The sequence below is a fragment of the Thermaerobacter subterraneus DSM 13965 genome (assembly GCF_000183545.2).
Taxonomy (GTDB): Bacteria; Bacillota; Sulfobacillia; order Thermaerobacterales; family Thermaerobacteraceae; genus Thermaerobacter; species Thermaerobacter subterraneus.
This window is the reverse complement of the sequence record NZ_JH976535.1, coordinates 1,854,137-1,880,010: the sequence shown is the minus strand read 5'-3', so window position 1 is coordinate 1,880,010 and position 25,874 is coordinate 1,854,137. Positions and strand designations below refer to the sequence as shown.

Annotated in this window: 12 protein-coding genes; 9 read left to right on the top strand and 3 right to left on the bottom strand. The window is 71.7% G+C overall.

From position 1 onward, the window contains the following. The first annotated feature begins 204 nt into the window (after nucleotides 1-204). On the top strand, nucleotides 205-1,728 hold the full coding sequence (locus THESUDRAFT_RS07670; protein ID WP_006904200.1) for a carboxylesterase/lipase family protein: 1,524 nt from the start codon (nucleotides 205-207) through the stop codon (nucleotides 1,726-1,728). Nucleotides 1,729-1,831: 103 nt separating this feature from the next. On the opposite strand, the gene THESUDRAFT_RS07665 is transcribed toward THESUDRAFT_RS07670, so the two are convergent. Beyond that, a complete protein-coding gene (locus THESUDRAFT_RS07665) occupies nucleotides 1,832-6,634 on the bottom strand; it encodes a glutamate synthase-related protein (protein WP_006904199.1) in 4,803 nt (1,600 codons plus the stop codon). An 858-nt stretch (nucleotides 6,635-7,492) separates the two neighbouring features. After that, on the bottom strand, nucleotides 7,493-9,439 hold the full coding sequence (locus THESUDRAFT_RS07660; protein ID WP_006904198.1) for a spore coat protein: 1,947 nt from the start codon (nucleotides 9,437-9,439) through the stop codon (nucleotides 7,493-7,495). Between the two features lie 513 nt (nucleotides 9,440-9,952). Here THESUDRAFT_RS07660 and THESUDRAFT_RS07655 point away from each other — a divergent pair. From THESUDRAFT_RS07655 to THESUDRAFT_RS12360, 6 genes are all read left to right on the top strand, one after another. Continuing rightward, on the top strand, nucleotides 9,953-11,248 hold the full coding sequence (locus THESUDRAFT_RS07655) for an MFS transporter (RefSeq protein WP_006904197.1): 1,296 nt from the start codon (nucleotides 9,953-9,955) through the stop codon (nucleotides 11,246-11,248). A 396-nt stretch (nucleotides 11,249-11,644) separates the two neighbouring features. Next, on the top strand, nucleotides 11,645-13,258 hold the full coding sequence (locus THESUDRAFT_RS15050) for a nucleotide sugar dehydrogenase (protein WP_006904196.1): 1,614 nt from the start codon (nucleotides 11,645-11,647) through the stop codon (nucleotides 13,256-13,258). A 333-nt stretch (nucleotides 13,259-13,591) separates the two neighbouring features. Next, nucleotides 13,592-14,674, top strand: a complete 1,083-nt coding sequence (locus tag THESUDRAFT_RS07645) for a glycosyltransferase (RefSeq protein WP_278199615.1) — start codon at nucleotides 13,592-13,594, stop codon at nucleotides 14,672-14,674. Nucleotides 14,675-14,703: 29 nt separating this feature from the next. After that, entirely contained in the window at nucleotides 14,704-15,477 is a 774-nt protein-coding gene (locus THESUDRAFT_RS07640) for a WecB/TagA/CpsF family glycosyltransferase (protein ID WP_242823282.1), read from the top strand. An 810-nt stretch (nucleotides 15,478-16,287) separates the two neighbouring features. Continuing rightward, nucleotides 16,288-17,985, top strand: a complete 1,698-nt coding sequence (locus tag THESUDRAFT_RS07635) for an N-acetylmuramoyl-L-alanine amidase (protein WP_242823281.1) — start codon at nucleotides 16,288-16,290, stop codon at nucleotides 17,983-17,985. 104 nt (nucleotides 17,986-18,089) lie between these two features. Then, the gene (locus THESUDRAFT_RS12360; RefSeq protein ID WP_051009265.1) at nucleotides 18,090-20,051 is read left to right on the top strand and encodes a polysaccharide pyruvyl transferase family protein; all 1,962 of its coding nucleotides are present in this window, start codon (nucleotides 18,090-18,092) and stop codon (nucleotides 20,049-20,051) included. Nucleotides 20,052-20,117: 66 nt separating this feature from the next. On the opposite strand, the gene tnpB is transcribed toward THESUDRAFT_RS12360, so the two are convergent. Beyond that, nucleotides 20,118-21,386, bottom strand: a complete 1,269-nt coding sequence (tnpB, locus tag THESUDRAFT_RS07625; protein WP_156821762.1) for an IS607 family element RNA-guided endonuclease TnpB — start codon at nucleotides 21,384-21,386, stop codon at nucleotides 20,118-20,120. A 947-nt stretch (nucleotides 21,387-22,333) separates the two neighbouring features. Between tnpB and THESUDRAFT_RS07620 the strand changes: the two genes are divergently transcribed. Both THESUDRAFT_RS07620 and THESUDRAFT_RS07615 read left to right on the top strand, forming a co-directional pair. Then, nucleotides 22,334-22,633, top strand: a complete 300-nt coding sequence (locus tag THESUDRAFT_RS07620) for a helix-turn-helix domain-containing protein (RefSeq protein ID WP_006904190.1) — start codon at nucleotides 22,334-22,336, stop codon at nucleotides 22,631-22,633. 165 nt (nucleotides 22,634-22,798) lie between these two features. Beyond that, nucleotides 22,799-25,444: an S-layer homology domain-containing protein gene (locus THESUDRAFT_RS07615; RefSeq protein WP_006904189.1), complete on the top strand. Its 2,646-nt coding sequence runs from the start codon at nucleotides 22,799-22,801 to the stop codon at nucleotides 25,442-25,444. Nucleotides 25,445-25,874: the final 430 nt, after the last annotated feature.

Genomic DNA, 25,874 nt, shown 5'->3' with positions numbered 1-25,874 from the left:
TGCCTTCGGCAGCGAGCCTTCCCCGGCCACCGCGCGGGACACCCCTGCCCCGCGTGCAACCGGGCGTGAAGCTGCGCGCCGGCCCTGCCAGCCCCCTAGCGCAGACTCCGGCCGATATCCATGCCGGCAGGCCTTTCCCGCCCGCCTGCCGAAGGAAACCCCGCCTGTCAACATCTGCCGCCCGCGACAAGGGGGGAGAGGCCCGTGACCGGTGCCCATGGGCTCCAAGAGATCATCGTCGAAACGCGCTACGGCGCCCTGCGGGGCCAGACCGACGGGACGGTGTGCGTGTGGAAGGGCGTTCCCTTTGCCCGGCCGCCGGTGGGCGAGCTGCGCTTCCGGCCGCCGGAGCCGCCCGAACCCTGGCAGGGCGTGCGCGACGCCACCCGCTTCGGCCCCGCCGCCGTCCAGCCCGACGACCGCCTGATCAGCAACATCACCGGCGGCGGCACCCTGCCCCAGGATGAAGACTGCCTCTACCTCAACATCTGGTCTCCTTCGCCCCAGGGCCGGCGGCCCGTGCTGGTGTGGATCCACGGCGGCGCCTACCTGACGGGGGCCGGGTTCATCCCCTGGTATGACGGCAGTTCCTTCGCCCGGGAAGGCGACGTGGTGGTGGTCACCATCAACTACCGCCTGGGCGCCTTGGGCTTCTTGTACCTGGAAGAGGCGTTCGGCCCCGAATTCGCCGGCTCGGGCAACCTGGGCATCCTGGACCAGGTGGCCGCCCTGCGCTGGGTGAAGGAGAACATCGCCGCCTTCGGCGGGGATCCCGACCGGGTGACCCTCTTCGGCGAGTCGGCGGGGGCGGGCAGCGTGGGGGTGCTGATGGCGGTACCGGCGGCCCGCGGCCTGTTCCACCGGGCCATCCTGCAGAGCGGCTCGGGCGCCCTGGGGGTGCGCAGCCCCGAATCGGCCGCCCGGGTGGCGGCCCGGGTGCTGCAAAATGCCGGGGTCGAACCCGGCCGGCGGGACGCCCTCTACGCCCTGCCCGCCCGCGCCTGGGTGAACGCCCTGGCGGCCCTGGGGCCGGGCCTGCCCGTGGGGCCGGTGATCGACGGCACGGTCCTGCCCGAGCACCCGCTGGCCGCCCTGGCGCGCGGGGCGGCGCGGGACGTGGCCACCCTCACCGGCGTCAACCGGGACGAGTACAACCTGTTCGCCCTGATGGACCCCGTGTGGCTGGGGGATGACGAAGCCGCCCTGCGCCGGCAGGTGGAGGCTGTGGTGGGCGCCGCCGCCGGGCCGCTGGTGGACTTCTACCGGAGCCGCGGGGAGGGGCCCCTGGGGCGGCGGCTGCTGCCCCTCATGAGCTACGCCGTGTTCGTCCGCGGGATGCTGGCCACCGCCGATGCCCAGGCGCGGGCGGGGGCGCCCGTCTGGGCCTACCGGTTCGACTTCGAGACGCCGGTGCTGGGCGGCGTCCTGGGCGCCTGCCACGCCCTGGAGATCCCCTTCGTGTTCAACACCCTGGACCGGGCCGGCGCCGACCGCTTCACCGGCACGGCGCCCGAGCGGCATGCCATCGCCCAGGCCATGCACCGGGCGTGGATCGCCTTCGCCCGGGACGGCAACCCCCAGCACGGGGGCCTGCCTTCCTGGCCGCCCTATGACCTGGAAGACCGGGCGGTCATGGTCTTCGGGCCGGGACCGGAGGCCCACGTGGAGCGCGATCCCTGGCGGGAGGAACGCCAGGTCTGGGCGGAGGTGGCGGGGGCGGCGTCGTGAGCCGGCACCGGCAGCAGGGTGCCATCAAACCGCAGCGGGCCGGGGACGAACCCGGCCCGCTGCCGTGCATCGGGGGGTGTGGCGTGCCCGTGGACAGGCCGCCTCAGTCCAGGCCGGCGGCCACCGCCGGCAGGACCAATGCTGTCTCCTCCAGGATCCGCTCCCGCGAGGCCCTGGGGACCACCCACCAGAAGTGGGGAAGAACCCGGTCCCACTGGGCCAGCAGTTCCCGGGCCCGGGCGCTGCCGGTCCGGCGGGCGTGGAGCACCACCAGGCCGTGCAGGGTTTCCCGGGCCGCCTCCAGGGCGGCGGGGCTGGGCACCTCGGGCAGCCGGAACAGTTCCACCGACGGGGCGTGGTGGCGCGTGGCCAGGGCGCCGTGGGGATCGTAGACGAAGGCGGTGCCGCCCGTCATGCCGGCGCCCAGGTTGCGGCCGGTGGGGCCCAGGATCACCACCGTGCCGCCCGTCATGTACTCGCAGGCGTGATCGCCCGCCCCCTCCACCACGGCCACGGCGCCGCTGTTGCGCACCGCCAGCCGCTCGCCCGCCGCTCCGGCGCAGAAGAGGGCGCCGCCCGTAGCCCCGTAGAGCACGGTGTTGCCCACCAGCACGTTGCGGGCGGGGTCGGCGGGGGTGCCGGGTTCCGGCCGGATGACGATCTCCCCGCCGGCCATGCCTTTACCCACGTAGTCGTTGGCCAGGCCCGTCAGCTCCAGGTGCAGGCCGCTGATGCAGAAGGCGCCAAAGGACTGGCCCGCCACGCCCCGGAAGGACAGGTGCAGCGTGCCGGGCGGCAGCCCCTGGTCGCCGTAGCGGCGGGCGATGGCCCAGGCCACGGTGGCACCCACCGTGCGGTCCGTGTTGCGGATGGTGTAGCTGCGCCGGACCGGGCGCCGCCGCTCGATATAGGGCTCCAGTTCCGCGGCGATGCGGCGGCCCAGGTTGTCGTCCTCCGGCAGGGGGTTGCGCAGCTGGAGCCGCCGCAGCGCGGGAGCCGGTTCGTCCGCCGCCGCGGTCCCCGGGGCACCGGCCGGCCGTGCCGGCGCGGAGCTTCCCGCGGTGGGTGCCGCCCCCACGGCCCCGTTGGCTGCCGCCACCGGCGCTGCCGGCACCAGCAGCCCCGACAGGTCGATGCGCTCTGCCCGGGGCAGGGAGGCCGGCTTTTGCATCAGCAGGTCCGCCCGGCCGATCACCTCGTCCAGGGACCGGTACCCGAGCCCCGCCAAAAGTTCCCGCACCTCCTGGGCCATGTAGAGGAAGTAGTTCATCACGTGCTCGGGGGTGCCCGGGAACCGCTGGCGCAGCCGCTCTGCCTGGGTGGCGATGCCCACCGGGCAGGTGTTGGTGTGGCAGGCCCGGGCCATCACGCAGCCCTCGGCCACCAGGGCGGAGGTGCCGAAGGAGTACTCGTCGGCGCCCAGCAGGGCCGCCACCAGCACGTCCCGGCCGGTCTTCAGGCCCCCGTCGACCCGCACCGTCACCCGGCTGCGCAGGCCCGTGGCCACCAGCATGGCCTGGGTCTCCGCCAGCCCCAGCTCCCAGGGCAGGCCGGCGTGCTTGATGGAGCTCAGGGGCGAGGAACCCGTGCCCCCGCTGTGCCCGCTGATCACCACGATGTCGGCGTAGCCCTTGGCGACCCCGGCGGCGATGATGCCGACCCCCGTCTCGGCCACCAGCTTGACGGAGATCAGGGCCTCCGGGTTGGCCTGCTTGAGGTCGTAGATCAGCTGGGCCAGATCTTCGATGGAATAGATGTCGTGGTGCGGTGGCGGGGAGATCAGGGGCACCCCCGGCACCGTGTGGCGCAGCCGGGCGATGAGCTCCGTCACCTTGTGGCCGGGGATCTGCCCGCCCTCGCCGGGCTTGGAGCCCTGGGCCATCTTGATCTGGATCTCCACCGCTGAGGCCAGGTAGGCGGGGGTGACGCCGAAGCGCCCCGAGGCCACCTGCTTCACCGCGCTGTTGCGCTCCGTGCCGTAGCGGGCCGGGTCCTCGCCGCCCTCGCCGGAGTTGGAGCGGCCGCCCAGGCGGTTCATGGCGATGGCCAGGTTCTCGTGGGCCTCGGGCGAGAGGGCGCCCACCGACATGGCGCCCGTGGAGAACCGGCGCACGATGGCCTCCACCGGCTCCACCTCATCCAGAGGAACCGGCGGCCGGTCCGAGCGGAAATCCAGCAGGTCCCGCAGCTGGCTGGGCGGCCGGTCGTGGACCAGCCGGCTGAAGCGGCGGTAGTGCTCGTAGGAGGCCAGAAAGTCGCCGTCCAGCACCCCCGGCCGGGGCTTGGCCGCCGCCCGCACCGCCTCGTGCAGGGCCCGGACCACCTCCGGGCTGAACTCGTGCAGCTCCCCGTCCTTCTTGAACTTGAAGAACCCGTACCCGTCGGCGGCGGTGGCGGCCAGCTCGTGGCCACCGGCCGCCTCGCCCCGGGCGGCCTCGCCCGGGGCGGCCCCGGCCTGGGCCCCGCCCGCGGCGCGGCCACCGGCGCCTTCCTCGAGCCCGCCTGCGGCGGTGGCCTGGGCCCCGGCGGCCGGATACCCCTGCCGGTGCCAGTAGAGCACGTCCTCCGCCAGCTCCCGCAGCCCGTTGCCGCCCACCGCGCAAGGCGTGCCGGTGAAGCAGCGTTCGACCACCGCCCGGTCCAGGCCGATGGCCTCGAAGATCTGGGCCCCCTGGTAGGCGTCCAGGGTGGAGATGCCCATCTTGGACATGACCTTCTTGAGGCCGGCCTCCACCGCCCGGATGAACCGCAGGGCGCCCTGGTCGCCGCCCATCTCCCGGGCCACGGCCAGCGCCAGGTAGGGGTGAACCGCCGAGGCCCCGTACCCGACCAGGGCGGCGAAGTGGTGGACGTCCCGCGGCTCGCCGCTTTCCACCACCAGGGAAGCCAGGGCCCGCTTGCCCGCCCGCAGCAGGTGATGGTGGACCGCCCCCACGGCCAGCAGGGCGGGAATGGGCGCCTGGTCCGGCCCCACACCCCGGTCCGTCAGGATCAGGATGGACGAACCGGCGTCCACCGCCGCCTCGGCCTGGCGGCAGAGGGCGTCCAGGGCCGGCTCCAGGGCCGCCGGGCCGGTGGCGGGGAAGAGCATGGAAAGCTCGGCCATCCGGAACCCTCCCGCGCCGGGGGCCAGGGAGCCCACCTGCCGCAGCCAGGCCATCTGGGACTCGGTCAGCACGGGCCCGGGCAGCTCGATGACCCGCGCCTGGGCCGGTTCCTCCACTAGGAGGTTGGGGTGGCGGCCCAGCCGCACCGCCAGGGAGAAGACCAGCTCCTCCCGCAGGTGGTCGATGGGCGGGTTGGTCACCTGGGCAAAGCGCTGGCGGAAGTAGTGGTGCAGCGGCCGGTGCACCAGGGAGAGGACGGCATGGGGCGTGTCGTCGCCCATGGAGCCGTCGGGCTCCTTGCCGGTCTCCACCATGGGCCGGACGACCACCGTCAGCTCCTCCCGCGTCCAGCCGAAGGCGGCCAGGGGCGGGAGGGGAGAGGGGGACGGGCCGCCGGGAGCCGCGGCCGCCGCGGGTGCCGGAGCCGGCCCGGCCGCCGGGGCCGCCGCCGGCGCCGTCACGATCTGCTCCGTCCAGCGCCCGTAGGGGCGGCGGGCGGCCACCTCCGCCTTGACCTCCTCATCGCGGAGGAACCGGCCCGTCACCAGGTCGACGGCGATGATCTGGCCGGGCCCCAGCTTGCCGTGTTCGTCCACGTCCGCCGGGTCGGCGTCCAGCACCCCCGCCTCGGAAGCCGCCACCACCAGCCCGCTCTTCAGCACGGTGTAGCGCATGGGCCGCAGCCCGTTACGGTCGAGCCGCGCCCCCACCCAGCGGCCGTCACTGAACACCAGCGCCGCCGGTCCGTCCCACGGCTCGGTCAGGCAGGCGTGGAACCGGTAGAAGTCCCGCAGCACGGGGGACAGGTCGCCCACCTTCTCCCAGGCCTCGGGGACCAGCATCATCAGGGCGTGGCGGGCGTCGCGGCCGGCCAGGACCAGAAGCTCCAGCACGTTGTCCAGCATGGCCGAGTCGGAGCCCGAGGGGTCGATCACCGGCGCCACCGCCTCCGGCGACAGCTCCGGCCAGTCCGGCACCGCCAGCCACGGCTCCCGGGCCGCGATGCCGTTGACGTTGCCCTGGAGGGTGTTGATCTCCCCGTTGTGCCCCAGCAGGCGGAAGGGCTGGGCCCGCTCCCAGGTGGGGGTGGTGTTGGTGCTGTAGCGCTGGTGGAAGATCACGAACCGCGTGGCGAAGTCCGGATCCTGCAGGTCCAGGTAGAACCGGTCCAGGTCGGAAGCCATCAGAAGCCCCTTGTACACCACGGTCCGCGACGACATGGAGGCCACGTACGGCCGCGGGTCGAACCCGGCCATCCGGCGTTCGAAGGCGCGCCGGGCCAGGTACAGGGCACGGTCGAAAGAGAGGCCCGGAGCCACGCCCCGGCCGGGCACGATCACCGCGTGCCAGATGGACGGCTGGCTGGCGGCGGCGATGGGTCCCAGCACCCGGGGGTTCACCGGCACGGCACGCCAGGTCAGGACCTCCAGGCCCTGGTCGCGGCAGCTGGCCTCCATCAGCGACCGGGCTCGTGCCGCCGCCGCGGGGTCCCGGGGGAGGAAGCAGGCGGCCAGGGCGAAGAGGTCGCCGGCCGGAAGGCGCAGGCCTCGCCCGGCCAGCTCCCGGGCCAGCAGGCGGCGGGGGATCTCCGTCATCACGCCCGCCCCGTCGCCGGTGATGCCGTCGGCGGCCACGCCGCCCCGGTGCCGCAGCCGGTGGAGCGCCTCGAGGCCCAGCTTTACCAGGGACGGGTCCGGGCGGCCGGACAGGGTGGCGATGAAACCGACGCCGCAGGCGTCGTGCTCGGGCAGCCTGGGCCGGGCCGGGTGGGGGGTCGGATCGGGCGGTTGCCGGTGCATCGGGATCCCTCCTTTGCCCGCCGGTCCGCCGGAAGGGCAGGCCCGCCGGCCGGGGGACGGTGCATGTTGCAAGTTTTCTTTCATGGATCTTGCGGACGAACCGCGCCATGGCGCGGGGACTCACCAGGGCCCTTTCACCGGTTATACAGTCCATTGTATGAACCCTGTGGCCCGGGTGGGTGCAATCGTTCAGGTTAAATGCCCACGTTATGCCGGGTGTGTCCGCATGTTTTGGAATGAATTGTCCGGCACTGCGGGGCTGGTCCACGAAGCGATTCGCTCGGTGAAGATTGGAAACGAATATTTAGGCATGATTATACGGGGTGCGGGGACCCCGTCAAGGGATCGTTAAGAAAGTTTATGATGTGGAACTTGCAGATGGCGCCTGCACCTGGCGTAAGAGTTGCTCCGTGCCGGCCAGCGGCCGGTGGGGCGGGGTGAACGGTAGCGAGCGGCGGTGAACGGTGACCGGCGGTGAAGGGTTGCCGCGGTGAAGGGTTGCTGGCGGTGAGCGGTGACCGGTGGTGAACGGTTACCGGCGGTGAACCGGGGGTTACAGGATGCGGCCCGCAACCCATCGCGGGCGGCGGCACCACACCAGGGGATCCCGGTACCGCATCCCGGCTCGCGGCCACGCAGGGTGCCCGACGGCGCCCGTGCACGGTGCCCGCCGGTGCCCGTGTAGGGTGCCGGTAGGCAAGGCGGGCCGTTCCGGTACGCACCGTACCGGAACGGCCCGCCGTTCGAACGGCCGCACGGCCGCACGCGCCAACGGCCCAGCGCCAGGGCCCGCCGCGCACGAAGGGCTCGCTGCGATGGGCCCACCGCGAACGGCCCACCGGTGCCCCATGCCTCCGGCTAGTTGCGGATCTGCTGGCCGCCGAAGGCTCCCTTCAGGCCACCCGACGGGTAACCCGCCAGGCTGGTGTTGACGGCTCCCCCGGGTGCACCGTGGGCCATGGTGCCAAGGGCCCCGTCGCCGGCGGCGCCGTCCATGGCCGGCGTCACCTTGAGGGCCTCTTCGGCCCGCCGGATGTCGTCCTCCAGGTGGCGGACCAGCTCAACGGGCGCAGGGGGCACGGTGTAGAGGCCCCGCCGCCGCAGCCACTCGTAGTGCTGTCCCGCCATCTCCAGGTGCTGGCCCGCCATCTGGTACAAGGTCCGGCGCAGGTGCCGGTCGGCCGCCTCGGTGGCGGCGATCATCATCCGCACGGCCATGTGCTTGCAATCCTGCAGGCAGTCCGCCACGGCCAGGGCATCGGGATCGGCCAGGCGGACGCCGGCGGCCTGCGCCGGCCCCTGCTGCGCCGCCTCCGGCATCCAGGCGGACGGGGGCGCGGTGTAGCCCACGACCTGCTGGGGGCCGTGGCCCGGCCGGGCATCGGGGTGCGCCGGGGTCGAACCAGCCGCCGGAACCACCGGAGCCGGGCCAGCCGCCGGGGCCGGCGGGGTCGAACCGGCCGCCGGGCCGCTCCACGGGGCGGGCGCCCAGTCGGGCGCAAACCCCACCCGGGGCGAGTCGAAGCGGATCCCTGCGGTGCCGGTGCCGCCCTCCGGCCCACCCTGGGCCGTCCAGTGACCGCGGAAGCCGGGCCCTGCCTCGGCCACCGGGACTGGACTGCCGGCCACCTGGGCCGCGGCCCCGGGGCCATACCCCACGGGCCGCACGGCGGTGAAGGCCTCGGCTTCGGGGGCGCCGGCGGCCCGAGCCCCACCCGGGCGCAGGCCGGCATCATCCCGCCCGGCGCCGCCCGCCTCCGCGGCCCTGCGCGGGTCCTGCCCGCCGAGGAAGCCGGCTTCCATTCTCCCGCCGCCCGCGGCGCCGCCGTAGCCGCCCACCCCGGGCTCCCGGGCTCCCGCCAGCCCGGCGCGCCAGTACCCCGCCTGGTCCAGGGCCTCGGCCCGGCCTGCCCCCGGCCGATCGAAGGCGGTGACGCTCCCCGGCGCCACGGGTCCCTGCGCCCGGGGCAACGTACCGCCGCGATCCGCCCCTGCCCGGGCCTCCAGGCCCGCCGGTTCCCGCCGCGCCCCGGCCTGCCAGCCCTCGTTGTTGCCGGCTCCCGGTTCCCAGCCCACCAGCTCAGGCCGGTGCCGCAGGGCCTGGTGGGTGGTGCGGGCGCCCTCCCCCTGGGGGCCCAGCTCCGGGCTGCCGCCGCGGATGGGCCGCAGGCCGTCGCCGGCCGGGTCGCCCGCGCGGTAGCGGTGATCGGGGTTCGCCGCGGCGGGCCGGTAGCTGTAGGTGCCCGGACCGGTGGGCGGGTAACCCGGCGCACCGCCGGCCTCCGCCGGATGAACGGGCCGCGGGGCCGCCCCCGGACCGCCGGTCGGACCGCTCACCGGCACGGCACCCGGACCGGCAGAGCCGTAGCGGACGGTCCCCGGGCCCGCCCCGAAGGGAGCCGTACCCGGCCCCGTGCCGAAGCCAACGCCCGCCCCGGGGCTCCCCGGGCCGCCGAAGTCCCCCATGCCGGGGCCGCCCCGGCCGCCGGCACCTCCCGCGTCGCCGCCGAAAGCCCCCGGACCGAAGGCAGCCGTCGCCGGCCCCGTGACCGGCGCCGCGAAGCCGGTTCCACCGTCGCGGGCGGCGCCTTGGGCGGCTCCCAGGCCGTACAGCCCGCCCTCTCCCGCCAGCGCCTGCTTGAGCTGCTGGCACTGCTGGCGGAAGGTCCGCTGGTGGGCCCCCAGCATCTGGACCACGTCGGCGTCGCGGGCCGTGCTGGCGGCGTGGAGCAGCTTGTTGGCCGCCGCATCGCAGGCGACGATCAGGTCCCGCAGTTCCAGGACCTCGTGGACGGTGCGCTGCACCCTTCCCCCTCCTTGGCCGCCGCATCCCGCGGCGGAGCGCGTGATGCCATTCCAGAGGAAGCGTGTTCGCGGCCGCGGGCGGCTAGGATAGCAGTTTCTGGCATCGAGGGGGAGCCGGTTGCCCCCAGGGGAACCGGCTCCCCGCAGGGGAAACCGGCGTCACCCAGGGGGAACCGAACCATTGCCGGGGAAATAATCCCATCATGACACGGGCGAGCCAGGGCGGGTCCTGCCGAAGACGGCCGCTTACGGTGTCGAACCGGCCCCCGGCGGCCAGCGAAGCGGGAGCCAGCGGCCGCCGGCGTCGAGACCAAGGGGGCCCCGGGACCGAATCGGCCCGCGATGCCGAACCGGCCCACGATGCCGAACCGGCCCGCGATGCCGAACCGGTCCACGATGCCGAACCGGCCCATGATGCCGTTGATACCGAACCAGCGGCCTTGCCGGCATCCGGCCGGCCGGGGCCGGGGCCGGGGATCCGCCCGGATCGCGCGGAAGGGGAGAGGGGTCGCGGTGGCTGCCAACCCGGCGTACACGGCGGGCCGCACCGGCAGCCCGGGGGACGAGCCCTGGGCCGGCTGGTGGCGAGTGGTGGTACTGGGAACCGGCTACCTGGGCATCCAGGTGGTCTGGACCCTGTACAACGCGTACCTGCCCAACTTCTACGGGCAGTACCTGGCCAGCAACTTCCTCATCGGCCTGATCATGATCCTGGACAACGTGGCCGCCGCCACGATCCAGCCCTACTTCGGCGCGCTGAGCGACCGGGTGCACACCCGCCTGGGCCGGCGAATGCCTTTCATATTTATAGGCGTTCCCCTGACGGCCCTGGGGCTCGTCCTGATCCCCCGGGAGCAAAGCCTGGCCTTCCTGCTGCTGGCCACGGTGATCATGAACGTGGGCATCAGCGTGTACTCGAGTCCCGCCGTCGCCCTGATGCCCGACGTCACCCCGCCGGACAAGCGGGCCCGGGCCAACGGGATCATCATGCTCATGGGCGGGCTGGGGGCCATCCTGGCCATCTTCGTCCTCTCGCCCAGCTTCGACCGGGGCCGCACCCTGCCCTTCGACCAGGCGGCCCTGGTGGTGCTGGCGTCGCTGGCCCTGGTGGCCCTTCTGGTGCCCGAGCGGCGCCTGGCCCGGTTCGCCGGCAGCCAGGGGGACGAACCGGCCGCCGCGCCGGCGGGGGACGGCGCCCCGGCCCAGCGCGGCCATTTGCTGGTGGCCCTGCGGGCCGTGGCCCGCTCGGACGACCGCCGGGCCTTCTGGCTTCTTCTTGCGGCCCTGGCCTGGGTGGCCGCCGTCAACGGCGCCCAGAACATGTTCACCCGCTACGGCACCGAGGCCCTGGGCCTGAGCCAGGTGCAGGCCACCTTCATGCTGGGCTACTTCGCCGGGCCCTTCATCCTGCTCTCGATCCCCGCCGGCATCCTGGGCGACCGCATCGGCCGGCTGCGGGCCACCCGCCTGGGCAGCGTGGGCATCGTCCTGGCCTTCTTGGCCCTGGCCCTGCAGCCGCCGGGCGCCCTGGTCCCGGTGCTCTTCGCCCTGGCGGGCCTGTGCTGGGCGCTGCTGATGACCAATTCCTATCCGATCCTGATCAACCTGGCGCCGCCCGGCACCCTGGGCACCTACACGGGGCTCTGGAACCTGGCCATCGCCGTGGCGGGGCTCATCTCGCCGCCCCTCTACGGCGCCGTGGTCGACCTTCTGGGCTGGGCGGCTTTCTTTCCCGTGGGGCTGGTGTTCCTGGTGCTGGGGACCTGGTTCATCCTGCGGGTGCGAGCGACGGCCGGGATCGCCTCGTGAAGGGGGTGGCCGCGGGGAGCGGGGGTGGGATACGGCGGTGGGGTACGGGGTGCCGCCGGGTCGGGCGGGTGGCGCCCGAGGGCACCCGGGGTTCGGCTGCAGCATACCGGCCCCGCCGGAGCGATCGGATGCCGTCGCGGGCAGGTGGGTGACGCCCTGGTCCTCCGGGGGTTGTGGTGGCGGGGTGCGGGGTGCCGCGGTGTCCGGATGGCGCCGGGGGATGCGGGCTCCGGGCGCGGCATGCGGGGCGCGCCGCGGCATGGGGGCCCCGCCCACACGCCCCCACCGGCCCCTTGCCGCCGGGCCGCCCGTGTGCAAGGAATTAATAAGGTTTGGACCGTGCGGCCGATTCCGGCACCGCGCATCCGTAACCCTATGGCCAGGGAGGACGATGAGATGCCCGAACGGATTGCCGTCATCGGCCTGGGGTACGTGGGCCTGCCCACGGCGCTGCTCTTCGCCGGCGCCGGGGTCGACGTGCTGGGCGTCGACATCAACCCGGAGCTGGTGGCGGCCCTGAACGCCGGCCAATGCCCTGTGGAAGAACCCGGCCTGCCCGAGCTGCTCAAGGAGGTCCGCGCCACGGGCCGCTTTCGCGTGACCCGGCAGCTGGAGAGCCGGGACGTGTACATCATCACCGTGCCGACGCCACTGGACCGGGAGACGGGCGGTTCCGACCTGACGGCGGTACGCAAGGCCGCCGAGGCGGTGGCCGAGGTGGCGCAGCCGGGCCAGATGGTGATCCTGGAGTCCACGGTGCCGCCGGGGACGCTGGAGCGGCTGGTTCGTCCCATCATCGAGAGCCGGGTGGAAGGGCTGGATTACGTCTTCTCGCCCGAGCGGGTCCTGCCGGGCCGGATCCTGATCGAGCTGCCGGGCAACCCGCGCCTGATCGGGGCGGCCTCGCCGCGGGCCGCCGAGCGCGCCCGGGCCCTCTATGCCACCTTCGTCCGGGGCGAGATCCGCATCACCGACCCCACCACCGCCGAGCTGGTCAAGCTGATGGAAAACACCTACCGGGACGTGAACATCGCCCTGGCCAACGAGTTCGCCCTGGCCGCCGAGCGGGTGGGCGTCAACGTCTGGGAGGCCATCGAGCTGGCCAACCTGCACCCGCGGGTGAACATCCACCGGCCGGGGCCGGGGGTGGGCGGCCACTGCATCGCCGTCGACCCCTGGTTCATCGTGGAACGGGCGCCCCTGGCCACCGCCCTGATCCGCCAGGCTCGCACCACCAACGACCGGATGCCCGTGGTGGTGGCCGAGCGGGTGGAGGAGCTGACGGTGGGCCGGAGGCCGGGTCGCGGTCCCGCAGGGGGCGAAGCCGGCGACGAGTTCCGGGCGGCGGCCGGTGACGGGTTCCGCGCTGCGGCCGGCCACGGGTCCGGCGTTGCGACCGGCGACGGGGCCGGGACCGCTGGGGCTGCCCCGGGCGGGGAAGCGGGGCCGTCACCCGCTGCACCCGCCGCTGCCAACGGTGCCCCCGGCGCCCTGCGCTCGGGAGGGATCCGGCCCGGTGGCGTCAAGGTGGGCCTGCTGGGTCTGGCCTACAAGGGCAACTCCGACGACAGCCGGGAATCGCCGGCCTACGTGCTGGCCCGGATCCTGCGCAGCCGCGGCTTTGACGTGGTGGCCTACGATCCCCTGGTGCGGCGGGGCCCGCTGCCCAGCGCCACCCTGGAGGAGACCGCCCGCGGCGCCCACATCCTGGTGCTGGTCACCGACCACGACCGGTTCCGGGAGATCGACCCGGCGGCCGTGCGGGAACTGGTGGCGCGGCCCGTGCTGCTGGACACCCGCAACCACCTGGATCACCAGCGCTGGCGTGCCGCCGGGTTCGAGGTCCATGTGCTGGGTGACGGCAAGGTGCGGTGGGCCTGGTCCGGGGCGGCTGGCGCCGCCGGCCCTGCGGCCGCCGGCCCTGAGGCCGCCGGCGCTGGGGTCGCCGGTGCCGCCGGCCACCTGGCGGGGACCGGGAGCCCGGGGAGCGGCACGCTGCACCGCGGGTGAGGACCCATGCCCGCCAGCCCGCCTCCCGCACCGGGGCCCGCATCTGGGTCCACGCCTGCACCCGCACCGGCGCTCGCACCGCGGCCTGTACCGGCGTCTGCCGCTACCTCCGTACCGGCGCCCACGCCGGGGTCAGCACCTCCGCCCGCGCCGGCACTGGCACCAGTGCCCATGCCGGGGCGCACGCCGGCTAAAGGGGCGGCGCCCGCCACCGGCGAGGGCGCCGGCGAAGGGGAAGGCCGCCGGTCCCGCCCGGACCCGGCCCGCCCGGACTCAGCCGGCCCCGACCCGGATCGTCGCCCCCGGCCCGCCGGGCGCCCCCTGCGGGTCCTGGTGATCACCAACATGTACCCCAACCCGGACGAACCGGCCTTCGGCCTCTTCGTCCGCGGCCAGGTGGAGGCCCTGCGGGCGGCCGGGGCGGAGGTCGACGTGCTGGCCATGCCCCGCCGCGGCCGGGGCCTGCGGGGCCGGCTGGCCTACGCCGGCTGGTTCCTCCGGGGCCTGGCGCGGCTGCCCCGCCGCTACGACGCCGTCCACACCCATTACGCCGTGCCCAGCGGCGTGGTGGGGATGCTGTTCCGGCGCTGGGCGCGGCGGCCGCTGGTGGTGACGGTCCACGGCTCGGACGTGCTGGTCCTTCCCGAGCGGTACCCGCGGCTGGAGCCGGCGGTCCGGCGGGTGCTGCTGGGGGCCGACCATGTCATCGCCGTCTCCCGCTTCTTGCGCGACCGGGTGGTCCACCACTTCGGCGTGCCGCCCGAGCGGGTGATGGTGCAGAGCGCGGGCATCGACACCCGGGTCTTCCGGCCCGAGGCGCCGGGATGGGAGGCGGTCCGCGCCCGGTACGGCCAGGAGCCCCTGGTGCTGTTCACCGGGAACCTGATTCCCCGCAAGGGCGTCGATCAGCTGGTGCAGGCCTTCGCCCGGGTGCGGGAGCGCAAGGGGGCCGGCCATTTGCTGCTGGTGGGGCCGGCCGTCGACCCGCCCTACCGGGAGCTGCTGGAGGCCCGGATCGCCGCCCTGGGGATCCAGGACCACGTCACCTTCACCGGCGCCCAGCCGCCGGAGCAGGTGGCCGCCGCCATGGCCGCCGCCGACGTGTTCGTCCTGCCGTCCCTGGAGGAGGGGCTCGGCCTGGTGGTGCTGGAGGCCCTGGCCTGCGGGACCCCGGTGGTGGCCAGCCGGGCCGGCGGGATCCCGGAGGTGGTCCAGGACGGCGACTACGGGCTGCTGGTCCCGCCGGGGGACGTGACCGCCCTGGCCGCCGCCATCCGCCGGGTGCTGGACGAACCCCGCTTCCGCGAGCGGGCCCGCCGCTACGGCCCCCAGCTGGCCGCCCGGCACGACCGCTGGCGCCAGGCGGCGGAACTGGTGGTGCTGTACCGGTCCCTGAGCCAGCGGGCCGGCCGATGACCGGTGACCGATTCCGTCCGTTGGGGAGGGTGCCTTCCCTGCGCATCGAGCTGCTTGGGCTGCCCCTGGATGCGCTGACCTTCGACGAGACGGTGCGGCTCATCGTCGACCGCATCGCCCGGGGCGAGCCCACCCTGCAGGTCTCCCTCAACGCCGCCAAGTACGTCCGGGCGGCGGAAGACCCCTTGTTGCGCGGCTTCATCCGCCGCGCCCACGTGGTCAGCCCCGACGGGGCCGGCCCCCTCTGGGCGGCCCGCCGCCTGGGCCTGGAGGTTCCCGAGCGGGTCCCCGGGGTCGACCTGATGCTGGCCCTTTTGCCCGAGGCCGCCCGCCACGGCTGGCCGGTCTTCCTGCTGGGCGCCCGCCCAGAGGTGGTGGAACGGGCCGCCGCCGAGGCGACCCGCCGCTGGCCGGGCCTGCAGGTGGCGGGCACCCACCACGGCTACTTCCGCGCCGATGAGGAGGCGGCGGTGGTGGAGCAGGTCCGCCAGAGCGGGGCACGGCTGCTCTTCGTCGCCCTGGGCAGCCCCCGTCAGGAGCGGTTCCTCGACCGGTGGTTTGCGAAAACGGGCGTGACCTACGCCCAGGGTGTGGGGGGCGGGTTCGACGTGCTGGCCGGTGTCGCCCGCCGGGCCCCGGAGTGGATCCAGCGGGCAGGCCTGGAGGGGGTCTACCGGATGATGCTGGAGCCCCGCAAGCGCTGGCGACGGGTGGTGGTCGACAACGCCCGCTTCATCGCCCTGGTCCTGCGGGCCGCCCGGCGCCGTGGGGGCGGTGGAACCCGGCCGGGGCCGGCCCCGTGAGGGAGCCGGCAAGCTCAGCCTCCCCGGCCGCCCCGCTTCCCTGTCTCCCGGGAGCGGTGACCGTCGACGGGAGCGGTAACCGTCGACCTGATGGTGGCCCACGACCCTTGCCGTTCGGCTGCCGGTACCCTGTCAGGCTCGGGTACCGGGCGCTCCTGGCCACCCGCCGAACGGCCACCCTCGGCTTCATGCTGCCCACCGACCGCTGTTTGCCTGCGAGCCGCGGCGACAAACGCAATTTATCGCCACCCCTCGCCGCCGTTCCCGCCCTTTCGCCACCTTCCAACCCTATTCCATGCCATGTCAGGGCGCCGCTGCCAGAATCCCCCTGGGGACGGGCAGGACATGCCGCTCCGGGGACGAACCAACCTGTCCGTGTGACAAATTTGTCAAATCGATGACACCCCCTGGCCGCGGCGCCACCGCCGTTCGACAACCGGGGGAGAGGGCCGGTGGAGCCGGTGGCGGCGGGACGATCCGGTCTCGCGCCGCCGGCGAGACCTTCCGGCTGACGGGACTGGCGGGTTCGGCCCCTGGCAGGGGCCGGTCCCGGCCTGTGCGGCGGCTTGAAAGTGGAGGTGGAGGGAGATGGTCTCGAGGGAGACGGGGAGAGCAACCCAAACGGACAGAGCATCGCGGGAGGCGGGGCCGTCAGGCGGGCCGTTAGGGAGAGGCGCGGCTTGCGAGCGGTCAGCCGCCGGCGGGAGCCCGGGACGGTCCGGAAGCCGCCGCCGATCCGGCTGGGGACGCTGGCGCCCCGACTGGCGCCCCCTTCGCCGTGCCCTGTCCATCCTGGCCGTGGCGTCGCTCATGGTACTGGTGGCGGGGGCCGGCGCCGGCCTGCGGCCGGCCGAGGCGGCGGGCCCGGTCCCGGCGCGGGCCATCGTCACCGGTACCCTGCTCAACGTGCGGTCGGGGCCCGGCACGGGGTTTGACGTCATCGACCGGCTGCCCGAAGGCACCGTGGTGACTCTGCGGACCAAGCAGGGCGGCTGGTTCGAGGTCCAGGCGCCCAGCGGTACCGTGGGCTGGGTGGCGGGCGATTACATCACCGCCGACCTGACGGGCGTGCGGATCGTGGTCGACCCCGGCCACGGCGGCATCGACGGGGGCGCCTATGCCAATGGCGTGGTGGAGCGGGAGGCGAACCTGGCCATCGCCCTGCCCCTCCGCGACATCCTGGTGGCCCGGGGCGCGGAGGTGCGCATGACCCGGGAGGCGCGGGAGCCCAATCTGCCCCTCTGGAACCGGGACAATCCGTACGATCCTGGCACCCGCACCGGCATGGCCAACAGCTGGCCGGCGGACATGCTGATCAGCGTCCACAACAACGCCAGCGCCAACACCGGCACCCGCGGCCTCATGGCCATCTGGGGCAACGCCCCCGAGTCCCAGACCCTGGCCCAGGCCATCCACGACCGGACCCTCTACTGGACCGCCACCCGCCAGGGTTTCGACCACCGAAGTGCAGGCCAGGGCGTGTATCGGGATACCGCCATCCGCGGCCACACCCTGGCCATCACGAACCGGTCCCTGGTACCGGCCACCATCGTCGAAGTGGCCTTCGTCACCAACAAGGACGATGCGGCCCTGCTGAAGGACGCGAGCTTCCTCCGGGCGGCTGCCAAGGGCATCGCCGACGGCGCGGGCGCGTTCCTCCTGGCCCGGCTGCCCGACGGGCCCGTGGTCCCCGGCCGCCAGCCGGCGGAGGGCGGCAGCGGAAACCCCGCGAACCCGGGCGGCGATCCCTCGGCACCCGGCGACGGAGGAACCCAGCCTCCGGGCGACGGCACCGGCGGAAGCCCTGCCCCGGGCACCGGCGACGGTACCTCCCCGGCCCCCGGCTCACCGGGTGACGGCAGCGGCAGCACCCCGGACACCCCCGGTGGGACGCCCGGTTCCGAGGATCCGGGAGGGGCTCCGGCACCTGCTCCCAACCCGCCGGCACCCCAGGCTCCGCCGGTGGCGGGTCCGCCCTTCCGGGATGTCAGCGGCACCCTGGCCGGCGAGGTGGAGCAGGCCCGCCAGCTGGGGCTGGTGAAGGGCTATGACGGCAACCTGTTCCGGCCCAAGGACCCCGTGTCCCGGGCTGAATTCGCGGCCATGGTGGTCCGGGCCGTGGAGGCGGCCCGGGGCCAGCGGCTGCCGCTGCCCGAGGGCAAGGGCTTCCCGGACGTGTCGCCGCGCCAGGCCCTCTATGAATACGTGCTCAAGGCGGCCGGGCAAGGGTACATCCGGGGAACGCCGGCCGGCACCTTCGAACCCGACCGGCCCATCCGCCGGGAAGAAGCGGCGGCCATCCTGCGGCGGGCCGGGCAGCTGGAGCCCTCGGCCATCCGCTTCCGCGACGTGCCCCGGGACAGTGCCTTTGCGGACGCCATCGGTGCGGTGGGCGCAGCGCAGATCATGGTAGGCTACTCGGAGGAGCACTTCGGATACGGTCAAGCGATCCAGCGGGATCAGGCCGCAGCGACCCTGGTCCGGTTGCATGAGTACCTGCGACGGTGATGGTTCGCCTAGCGGTCACGCCGCATCCATGTCCTTGCGCGGGTGGTGCGGTGATGGGCGGGCCCGGGTTGGAGACGATGTCGCAGGCCAGAGGATGGTACGTCGTGAGGCGTCGCGCAGACCCGCAAGGTTCACGGAGGGGTGGCTTCCGGAACCGGTGGTTCGCCGATCCGATCAACCTGGTGGAAGCGGCGGTGGTCCTGGTGGCCGCCGCCGCTTTGTGGGCGCGTCTCGGCGGGCGGCCGCTGCCGCTAGAGCCGGTCCTGGCCGGTTGGGGCGTCTATGCCCTGCTGCGCCGGTGGCGTCCCCCGGCCGCGGGATCTCCCCAAGAACCCGTACCAGTCCCCTCACCCTGGCTGGGGGCTGCCGCCACGGGGGTTGCGCTGCTAAGCCTCCTGCTGTTGCTGGTGGCCGCTGCGGGACTCGTGGGCGAGGCGGGGGTGGGCGTGTCGTCGGAACCCGGCAACGGGACCGCCTCCACCGGTGCGGCACTCCCCGCCGTCGCCAGCCGGGACCGGCCCGTGGCTGCACCGGTCTTACGCTGGGGGATGGCCTGGCCCCTGGCGGCCGTTTCAGCCCTGGCGCTCTGGCAAATGGCCCGCCGGGACGCGCGGTTGCGGCCTGCCGCCGGGCGTCTGCTCCTTGCCACCTTCTTTCTGGCGGTCGCCGGATTGGTCTCAGGACCACTGGTGGAACAGGGCACCGGAGGGGGATGGCACGACGCCGGCCCAGGGCCATGGTACGATTTTGGTGTCCTTGTTGCCCTGTGGGATTACCAGCTCACCCTGGCCCGCCTTTCCGCCTACGCCTCTGCCCGCTGGCGGCTCGAGCCGGCGGCCGTCCACCGTGCCGGTGCGCAGGTTCCTCCCCGGCCGGCGCGCCGGCCACCGGTGGTTCTTTCCGGCTTCTACGGGGCGGGCAACGCAGGGGATGAGGCGATCCTGGACGCGGTCCTGAGGCAGCTGCGCCAGCGCGGGTATGAAGATATCACGGTCTTCTCCATCCGCCCGGAAGAAACCGCTCGTACCCACGGGGTGAAGAGTGTATACCGGGGTTGGCGAAGGGATCTTCTGGCCAAGGCGCGGGCCCTGGGGCGGGCGGGGGTGTTCATCTCGGGCGGTGGGGGCCTTTTGCAGGATACCTCCCGCACCTTCCTGCTGCGCGGTCCCGTTCCTTATTATTTAATGATCGCCAGCTGGGCCCGCCTGGCGGGCTGCTGGGTGCTGTTCCTGGGCCATGGCGTCGGGCCCCTGCGGGGCCGCTGGGCCCGTTTCCTCACCCGCTGGCTGGCGTCCCAGGCTGATGTCATCACCACCCGGGACGAGGGCTCCCTCCACCTTCTTGAGCAGGTGGGGGTCCGCCGTCCGGTGCGGGAGCTGCTGGCGGACTTCGTGTTCAGCTTGCCCCGGCCCGGGGCGGGCGCGAAGCCCCTCGCCCAAATTTTCGATCCGCCTTTCGATCCCTCCGGACTCGGCCGGGGGGCGGGGCCAGCCAGGCGCCTGATCACCGTGTCGGTGCGCAGCTGGCCCGGCCAGGACCGCTTCTTCCCGGAACTGGCGGCTTTCCTGAGCCACGTGCTGGCCACCCGCCCGGATGTGGAGGTGGTCCTGGTGCCCATGGAAGGCCGGCTCGACCACGAGGCCTCCCAGCGCCTGGCTGACCTGATCGAAGAAGGGCCTGCGGGTGGCCATGGCCCCCGCGTCCGCATCCTGCCGGCCACCCTGACTCCGGCCGAGATTGAGGCGGTTGTCGCCGGCTCGTGGCTGGCCGTGGGCATGCGGCTGCACTTCTTGATCTTCGCCGTCCGGGCGGGCGTCCCCGTCCTGGCCTTGAACTACGATCCCAAGGTGGCGGGCGTGCTGGGCCGGCTGGGGCTGGACCGGTACGTGTATGACCTGGAGACCGTCTCCGCGAAGGACCTTAAGGCCGGCCTGGAGGCGGTCGAGGCCGGCTACGATGCCCTCCGCCGCCGGATCGCCGGAGCCACCCGCCCCCTGGCCGCCCTGGCCTCGGCCCACCTGGACTACGCCGACGCCGCCAGCCGCCGCTGGTCCGGGGAGGCCTGAAACCGTTACCTGAAACATCGTCATCTGTTTCAGGCAGCCGATCCTTGCGGATCGGCGGTGCCGGTCTTACCCAGCGATGCGCCGGTGCCGGCTTCCCGCTTCCTCCGGGATTGCCTGCCTTGCGGCAGGTCTTCCATCCCGTCCACGGGCGTTTTCCGTCTCCGGGCCACTCCCGGCGACGGCGGCCACAAGGGCCGCGAGATTGCGGGCGGCGTTCTCGTCCCGGTCGAGTACGAGCCCGCATTCCTCACAGCGGAAAACGCGCTGCGAAAGCGGCAGCGACGGCTTGACCGCACCGCACCGCGAGCAACGCTTGCTGCTGGGATGGAAGGGCGGCGCTTCGACCAGGACCGCGCCGTGCCAAGGACACTTGTAGCTGAGCTGGCGGCGGATCTCCGCCAGGGCGGCATCGGCCAGCGCCCGGGCGAGCCGCCGGTTCTTCAACATGCCCGCCACGTGCAGTTGTTCGACCACCACTACGCCATAGGTGCTCGCCAGGTGGTGCGTCAGCTTGTGAAGGGCATCCTGGCGGAGGTTCCGGGCTCGCGCATGGATCTGGGCCAGCCGGCGGCGGGCCTTTTGCCACCCCCGGCTGCCCTTTTGGCGGCGGGCCAGGGCGCGGTTGGACCGGGCCAGCTGTTTCAGGTTCTTCTCCAGCGCTCGGGGATTGGGCAAGACCTCCCCGGTGGAGAGCACCGCCAGGTGCTTGACGCCTGCATCGACGCCGACGACCTTCCAGGGGAACCGGGGGCGGCCCGGCTGCCGCTCCACCTCGCAGGTGAAGCTGACGAACCACCGGCCCCCTTCCCGTGACACCGTGGCGGACAGGATGCGGGCCGTTCCCGCTTCGATGCGCCGGAGCAGGGCCGTGGCCGGTTCGTGGGTCTTCACCCGCCCGATCCGGGGCAGGACGACGTGGCTCTTGTCGTCTACCCGGATCGCGCCGGTGGTGAACCGCACCGACTCCCGCCCTCGGCCCTTTTTCCGGAACCGGGGAAACCCCACCCGGCGCCCCTTGCGTTCACCCTTGCGGCTTCTGGACCCGTTCTGAAGGGCCCGAGCCAGCCCGTCCAGCCCGGAGGAATAGGCTTCCTTCGAGTTCTCCCGCCACCAGGGGGCGACGAGGTGCTTTTGCCGGTTCCACTCCCGCCGCAGGGCCGGAAGGGTCCATGGCACCTCCACATCCTCGCCCCGGTCGCGGGCTTCCAGGCGCTCCTTCACCAGGGCCAAACCCCAGTTGAAGGCGAAGCGGCGGGCGCCCACGTGGGAGGCCAGCGCCCGTTCCTGGCGGGGTGTGGGGTCGAGGGCGAAGCGGTACGCCTGCAACACACGCACGGGCAGGCCCCCCAAAATCATCCAAGGACAGCATATCAGAACATATGTTCCGTGTCAAAGAGCGGCCGAGGAGCGGAGGGGAGGGGATGCGAAGATTTGATGACGTTGGGCGAGAAACGATAAGAAGCGCGTTAGCTGTTCTTAACCCCAGGCGCTGCTTCCCGGGTGTCCCTTCCCGAGCCCCCCATCCCATCAGGTCGAGCCCAAGGGCCCGGAACCCCGCCGGGCCCTTGGCGCCCGTTCCACGTCTTGCCGTGGTACGTTCCTTCCATGGAAAATGGACGAGGGCGATTGGAAGAGCTATCGCGAGCTGCGGCAGGAAACTTGCTGATAGGATCCAATTATACCGGTGTCATACGGTTTGAAGCCTCCCAACAAAGTTGCCAAAAATACAGCTTGGGCGTCTTTAGTCGGGTTGGACAATTCTAACGTAGGACAGGAGGAATGGACGAATCGGCGGAGAAAACACCATGCTGTAAGCCGATTCGACACTCTTCGAACCCCACAGATGAGCCTTCCTATAAGGATTGTTCGATTCGGACTGTATGAAAGAAGTACCCAATGATCCCACACAATGCAAATTGGTCAGTTTGAGCAGTTTGGACGTTTATTCAGTTTTGTCGGGTGCATCCATGGAAACGGCCCTTGGGCGCTGGTAAGGCGGCTGGGAATCCCGAAGGGCCAACGGGATGCCCTGGAACCCGGCAAGGGGGGTGACAGGGCCGCCGGCCCGTCGGACGGTGGGATGGGCGGGGCGGCAGGAAGGGGTTGGACCACGCGCCGATCCAGCCGTCAGCGAGCGGCTGGCCCTTCCGGTACCCCAAGGGGTGCCGGATCCCGGTGCGCGGCCCGCAAAGGGTCGCCCCGCGGCCGAGGAGGCCCGTTCCCCAGCGGAACAGGTCGAAGGCCGCTGAGCCAAGGCGCACCGCCGGATGGAGGGGGGGAAGGTGAGTGAGTATCTAACCAGCTCGCAGGCGGCACGCCTCCTCGGCGTATCACGCAGTACCTTTCTGAACTGGCAATCATCCGGCAAGCTGGCGGAGTACGGCGTGCATCCGATCCAGACGCTGGGTGGCCAGTACAGGTACAGGCGCGACGAGATAGAGGAGCTCCTGCGGATGCTGACCGCCGGCGGTCACCCGGAAGGGGTGCCGCGCAGCAACGGCCGCCCGGCTGGCCCGGTTCCGGACGAACCGGATCCCGGGGAGCCGGATCCCGAAGGGGATGACGCGGCGGATTCGCTTTAGCGCCGCGGGGACCACGGAAGGCCGATACATACGGGTCCCGTTGGTCGTCCCGGCGCGATACCCGCGGAAGCCACCGATCCTTTCGGGGCCCGGTGGATGCCGCGGGGGGTGGGTGCAGAGCCCACCAAGTCCCCGTCCATTAGGGACAGAGGAGGAGGTCCGGAGTTGAGTACCGCTTATTTGCAGTACTCGCGCAAGACGGCGGCCATCCTGGTGGTGCTGGCCATGGTGCTGGCGCTGTTCCCGATGGCCGCTTTTGCTAGCCACGGCCAGTTCACGGATGTGAGCGGCACGCTGGCGGACGAGATCCTGGCGGCGCACAATGCCGGTCTCGTCGACGGTTACGAAGACGGCTCCTTCCGGCCCAATGAGAATGTGACCCGGGCTGCCTTCGCCAAGATGGTGGTCCTGGCGCTCGAGAAGGCTTCGGGCCAGGAGCTGCAGGGCGGCAGCGAGCCCTTCAGCGACGTCAACCCCAGCCAGGCCCTGTACAGCTACGTGGTGAAGGCGTACAACGCGAAGCTCATCAACGGCTACGCCGACGGGACCTTCGGCTACAACAAGCCCATCAACCGCCAGGAGGCCGCGGCCATCCTGCAGCGGGCCCTGAAGCTGGCCGATGCTGCTGAGAGCTTCGCCGACGTGCCGGACAACAGTGCCTTCGCCAAGGCCATCGGCGCCGTGGCCGCTGCCGGCATCATGAACGGCTACAACAGCACGACCTTCGGCCCGGCAGACAACATCACCCGTGGCCAGGCGGCCGCGACGGCGTACCGGGCGTATGACTACGCGCAGCCGTTCAAGGTTGCGTCCATCAGCCTGGTCAACGCCCGCCAGCTGAAGATCACCTTCACCAAAGCTGTTGATGCGAAGACCGTCATCGGCTACGACAAGACCCTGGCCGACGATGTCTTCGAGTTCAAGAGCCTTGACGGCCATCCTGTTACCGCCAATGAGGCCGCGGCTGAGCTCAGCGGCGACGGCAAGGTGCTGACCATCACCCCGAAGAGCGGTACCACTCAGGATGGCGATGAGTACTTCCAGGGCCGTTACGCTGTGTCCATCGCCAACACTGTGAAGAGCACCTCCGGCGCGAGCCTGCCGGCTTACTCCGCGGTGCTCGATCTGACCGACACGGTTCGGCCCACGGTGACGGCCGCCGAGGTCAACGTCACCGGCCAGGTGACCCTGACCTTTAGCGAGCCGGTCAAGGGCGCCAAGAACACCGGCGCCTACGCCGTCACCCTGGAGGGGGCGAGCAAGACCATCAGCGGCCTTGATTACGTCCCAGATACCGACTACACGAAGGTGCGGTTTACCATCGACGGCGCGGAGCCGGGGAAGACCTACTCGGTTACCATCAATGGCACCGTGACCGACTACGCGGGTAACCTGATCTCGCCGAATCCGACCGTCAAGAATGTCCAGGTCCCTGAGGACTCCGGCAAGCCTTCCGTTACCAGCATCACGGGCGTCGACCGCGATGAGTTCAAGGTGACGTTCTCCGAGCCGATCAAGGATCTGGCCACGGCTAACGACGCGAAGGATGACTTCGTCGTCAAGGTGGACGGCGCTTCCGTAACCCCGGCGAGCGTAACCTGGAACAGCACCCGCACGGTTGCCACCGTTGACATCGGTATCCCATACTCCAAGGACGAGACTCACCAGGTCGAGATCTCTGGCTTCGAGGATCTCGCAGGCAACAAGGGCGACAAGTACAGCGCCTTCGTCTACTTCAAGGCGGATCTGACGGCTCCGAAGGTCAAGTCGGCCAGCGTGGAGACGATTCAGGGCAAGGCCTACGTGGTCATTCGCTTCGATGAGCCCGTAGCCCTGGCGACCAGCCCGGCAGGGGACTTGACTGGGTCGTACATCGCGGACGGCGTTCTCCATGAGAACGTGACGATTCCCGGCTCCGCGGTGTCGGTCTACGACCCGGACGAGGATAACCAGACCGACGCGCTTCGCATCGACATCGCAGGGGCCGGGATGGCCGCTGGTGACTGGACCATTGAGCTTACTGCTGGTTATGTTGTCGACCTGGCCGACGACGGGCTGACTGGCCAGCCCAACCAGAATGCTGTGACGACGGTCCAGGTTACTATCGGTGCCAGTGGTGACACGACCAAGCCGGCTGTGGCGGCTGACGCGAACGACTTCGACAACGATACCAACACGGCCGAAGACGCAGTCTTTGTCCAGCGGCTCAACAACAATACGGTTGAGGTCATCTTCACCGAGCGGGTGACAGACGCCACTGCGCTGAATGTCAACAACTACACTGTCGAGGGGAACGCCGTGTTTACCAAGGCGGTCTTCCTCGATGCGGCGAAGAAGACCGTTCGGCTGACCCTCAAGGACGGGGCCATCACGGCCAGCGGTCCGATGACGTTCCGGATTGAGAACATCGCGGATCTTGCCGGCAACGTGATGAAGCCCTACGAGAAGGTCTTCAACTTCAAGGAGAACGTCGCGCCCAAGCTGGTGTCGGCGAAGTTGACTGGCATCAATACTGTGGTGCTGACGTTTAGCGAGAACATCGCGAACCTTGACGTTAACGACTTTGCGAACGTCACCGTGGCTGGCGCTACAGGCTCCGTGTCGGGTGTCCAGGTATCCGGCAATACTGCGACAGTGACCTTCACTCCGTCGCTGACGAAGTCCGGCGACACCTTCAAGGCGACGATCAAGGCCGGTGTCTACGCTGACGCGGCCGGTACGCGGCCGCAGAGACGGTTGAGGTCAGCCTGCCTTGAGATGATCGGCCTGGCGGAGCCTAGTTACGTACCGGTGGGTTGGGCCCGGGTTTGAACCCGGGCCCAACTGTCGTGTGGCCCTGATATGGGCGAGCGTTAAGGGGTGAAAGTCCCCGACGAAGAGTGCTGCGTATAACCGCTAACCGAAGGCAAGGGTTGTCCGCGGCGACGAGGGTTGCGAAGGCAGTCGGACGCAACGTCGTGACCAGATCATCAGGAACCGCGAGCGGCGCAGCCTCGTTTGGGCGAGTGCACAGCACACGCCCAAGCCCGAGATACGCGTAAACGCGGCTCTGCAATCGCGGCGGCTGTCCGAGGAACGTAGTTTCAGGAAGGCCGCGATGTTCTTGCAACTGGGTACGGGTCATTACGAGGCGCGGCAGGACCTTCTTGTCGAAGGGTGGAAAGAAAGGGGGAACGGTGCAGGGGAGGCGCACAGCGTGCGCCGGAACGGGTCACGGAGGGTATAGGATGCGTTGTATGCT

Coding starts and splice junctions, on each gene's coding strand:
- THESUDRAFT_RS07635 (WP_242823281.1), top strand. CDS start 16,288: ATGGTACTGGTGGCGGGGGCCGGCGCCGGCCTGCGGCCGGCCGAGGCG.
- THESUDRAFT_RS15050 (WP_006904196.1), top strand. CDS start 11,645: ATGCCCGAACGGATTGCCGTCATCGGCCTGGGGTACGTGGGCCTGCCC.
- THESUDRAFT_RS07665 (WP_006904199.1), bottom strand. CDS start 6,634: ATGCACCGGCAACCGCCCGATCCGACCCCCCACCCGGCCCGGCCCAGG.